This is a genomic window from Pseudomonas sp. BAY1663, from assembly GCF_000582595.1.
In the GTDB taxonomy this organism is placed as follows: Bacteria; Pseudomonadota; Gammaproteobacteria; order Pseudomonadales; family Pseudomonadaceae; genus Stutzerimonas; species Stutzerimonas stutzeri_AF.
This window is the reverse complement of record NZ_AZSV01000159.1, coordinates 1-3,705: the sequence shown is the minus strand read 5'-3', so window position 1 is coordinate 3,705 and position 3,705 is coordinate 1. Positions and strand designations below refer to the sequence as shown.

Annotated in this window: 1 pseudogene; it reads left to right on the top strand. The window is 72.0% G+C overall.

Annotated features, from left to right (window positions below):
• Positions 1-3,705: pseudogene (locus tag BAY1663_RS25635) on the top strand (DEAD/DEAH box helicase); the annotation flags it as partial.

Genomic DNA, 3,705 nt, shown 5'->3' with positions numbered 1-3,705 from the left:
CCCAGGCCGCCGCCTGGCCGCTGATCCGCGCCGGGCGTTCGACCTTGGTGGCGGCGCCCACCGGCTCGGGCAAGACGCTGACGGCCTTCCTCGCCGCCATCGACCAACTGGTGCGGCAGGGCCTGGCCGAGGGCGGGCTGGCCGATGCCACCACGGTGCTCTACGTCTCGCCGCTCAAGGCCTTGTCCAACGATATCCACGTCAACCTGGAGGCGCCGCTGGCCGGGATCGGCGCGGAGCTGGCGCGCCTGGGCCTGCCGCCGCTGGAAATCCGTACCGCGGTGCGTACCGGCGATACGCCGCAGGCCGAGCGCGCGGCGCTGCGCAAGCGGGTGCCGCATATCCTGGTGACCACGCCGGAGTCGCTCTACGTGCTGCTCGGCTCGGACTCCGGCCGGCAGATGCTGGCGCAGGTGCAGAGCGTGATCGTCGATGAGATCCACGCCATCGCCGGCAACAAGCGCGGCAGCCACCTGGCGCTGTCGCTGGAGCGCCTGGAGGCGCTCTGCGGCCGGCCGCTGGTGCGGGTCGGGCTGTCGGCGACGCAGAAGCCGATCGAGGCCGTCGCACAGTTCCTGGTCGGTAGTGGTCGCGCCTGCGAGATCGTCGACATCGGCCATGGCCGCGCCCGCGACCTGGCGCTGGAGGTGCCGCCGGTGCCGCTGGAAGCGGTGATGAGCAACGACGCCTGGGAGCTGGTCTACGATCGCCTCGCCGCACTGGCCGGCGAGCATCGCACCACGCTGGTCTTCGTCAACACCCGGCGCATGGCCGAGCGCGCCGCGCGGCACCTGTCCGAACGCCTGGGCAGCGCGGTGGTGGCCGCGCACCATGGCAGCCTGGCGCGCGAACAGCGGCTGGATGCCGAGCAGAAGCTCAAGCGCGGCGAACTGCGGGTGCTGGTGGCCACCGCCTCGCTGGAACTGGGGATCGATATCGGCGATGTGGAACTGGTCTGCCAGCTGGGCTCGCCGCGCTCGATCGCCGCCTTCCTGCAGCGCGTCGGCCGCGCCGGGCACCAGGTCGCCGGGGTGTCCAAGGGGCGGCTGTTTCCCAGCTCGCGCGACGACCTGATCGAATGTGCCGCGCTGCTCGATGCCGTGCGCCGCGGCGAGCTGGACACCCTGGCGATCCCGCGGGCGCCGCTGGACGTGCTGGCCCAGCAGATCGTCGCCGAGGTGGCCTGCGGCGAGTGGCGCGAGGATGCGTTGCTGGCGCTGATCCGTCGTGCCATGCCCTATGCCGCGCTCGATGACGCCGACTACCAGGCGCTGCTGCAGATGCTCGCCGAGGGTTACACCACCCGTCATGGCCCGCGCGGCGCCTACCTGCATCGCGACCTGGTCGGCCACAGCCTGCGCGGCCGGCGCGGCGGGCGGCTGACCGCGCTGACCTCCGGCGGTACCATCGCCGACAATGCCGACTACGCCGTGCTGCTGGAGCCGCAGGGCTGAACATCGGCACGGTGAACGAGGACTTCGCCGTGGAAAGCCTGGCCGGCGATGTCTTCCAGCTGGGCAACACCTCCTACCGCATCCTGCGGATCGAGCCGGGGCGGGTGCGCGTCGAAGATGCCCAGGGCCAGCCGCCGAACATCCCCTTCTGGCTCGGCGAGGCGCCGGGGCGCAGCGACGAGCTGTCCTTCGCCGTGGCGCGGCTACGTGGCGAGATCGATGCACGCCTGGCCGGCAGCGGTGCGCCTGCAGAGACGGCGCAACGGCTGCAAGCAGCGATCGACTGGCTGCTGGACGAACTCGGCCTGCCCGAGCCCGCGGCGCGGCAGATCGTCGAATACCTGGCCCGCGCACGCTCGGCGCTGGGCGCGCTGCCGACCCAGCGGCGGCTGGTGATGGAGCGTTTCTTCGATGAGTCCGGCGGCACCCAGCTGGTCATCCATTCGCCCTACGGCAGCCGCATCAACCGCGCCTGGGGCCTGGCGCTGCGCAAGCGCTTCTGCCGCACCTTCAACTTCGAGCTGCAGGCGGCGGCCACCGAGGACGCCATCATCCTCTCGCTGTCCACCAGCCACAGCTTCGCCCTGGAGGAGGTCTGGCGCTACCTGCACTCGGCCAGCGCCGAGCAGGTGCTGATCCAGGCGCTGCTGGACGCGCCGCTGTTCGGCGTGCGCTGGCGCTGGAACGCGGTCACCGCGCTGGCGTTGCCGCGCATGGCCGGCGGACGCAAGGTGGCGCCGCAGCTGCAGCGGATGAAGAGCGAGGACCTGCTGGCCACGGTGTTCCCCGACCAGGTCGCCTGCCTGGAGAACATCGTCGGCGAGCGCGAGATTCCCGACCATCCGCTGGTGCGCCAGACCCTCGACGACTGCCTGCACGAAGCGATGGACAGCGACGGCTGGCTGGCGCTGTTGCGGCGCATGGAAAGCGGCGTGGTGGAGCTGCTCGCGCGCGACCTACCGGCGCCGTCGCCGCTGGCGATGGAAGTGCTCAGCGCACGGCCCTATGCCTTTCTCGACGACGCGCCGCTGGAAGAGCGGCGCACCCAGGCGGTGCTCGGCCGGCGCTGGAGCGACCCGGAATCGAGCGACGACCTCGGCGCGCTGGACCCCGAGGCGATCGACTCGGTGCGCCAGGAGGCCTGGCCGGAGGTGCGCAATGCCGACGAGATGCACGAGGCGCTGAATGCCCTGGGCTGCATCGCCGAAGCCGAGGCCGTGGAACAGCCGCAATGGCTGCCATGGCTCGCCGAGCTGGCCCGCGGCGGCCGTGCGACGCGCATGTCGGTCGCCCACGACCGCGCCCTGTGGCTGCCTCTGGAGCGCCTGGCACTGCTGCGCACGATCTATCCCCAGGCGCCGTTCGAGCCGCGTCTGCAACTGCCGGCCGGCCATGCGGCGCCGCTCGACGAAGAGGTGGCGCTGGTGGAGCTGATCCGCGCGCGGCTGAGCGGCTTCGGCCCGCTGCCGGTGCCGTTGATCGCGCGACCGCTGGCCCTGCCGGCCTCGGCCGTGGCGTTGGCGCTGACCCGCCTGGAAAGCCAGGGTTACGTGCTGCGCGGGCGCTTCACGCCGGGCGCGGTGGAGGAAGAGTGGTGCGAGCGGCACCTGCTGGCGCGCATCCATCGTTACACGGTCAGGCGTCTGCGGCGGGAGATCGAGCCGGTGGAACGTGCCGATTTCATGCGTTTCCTGTTCGACTGGCAGCACCTGGCGGGTGCCACGCGGATGCAGGGTCGTGAGGCGCTGGCCACGTTGGTCGAGCAACTGGAAGGCTTCCAGGCGGCCGCCGCGGCCTGGGAAAGCGACCTGTTGCCGGCGCGGCTGAAGGACTACGGCGGCAGCTGGCTGGACGAGCTGTGCCGTTCCGGGCGCATCGTCTGGACGCGCCTGGCCGGCCGGCTCAAGGCCAGCGGCGGGCCGGTGCGCGGCACACCGCTCGTGCTGTTGCCGCGGCGCCAGCTGACCGCCTGGTATGCGCTGGCGAGCGATGCGCCGATGCCGGAGCTGTCCTCGCGAGCGCAGCGGGTGTCCGACTGCCTGCAGGCGCAGGGCGCGCTGTTCTTCGACGAACTGCAGCACGAGGCGCACCTGCTGCGCAGCGAGCTGGAGGATGCCTTGGGCGAACTGGTCGCGGTGGGGCTGGTGAACGCCGACAGTTTCGCCGGCCTGCGCGCGCTGCTGACGCCGGCCAGCAAGCGTTCGCGCACGGCGCGGCGCACCCGCGGCGGCGCCTTCATCGGTGGCATGGC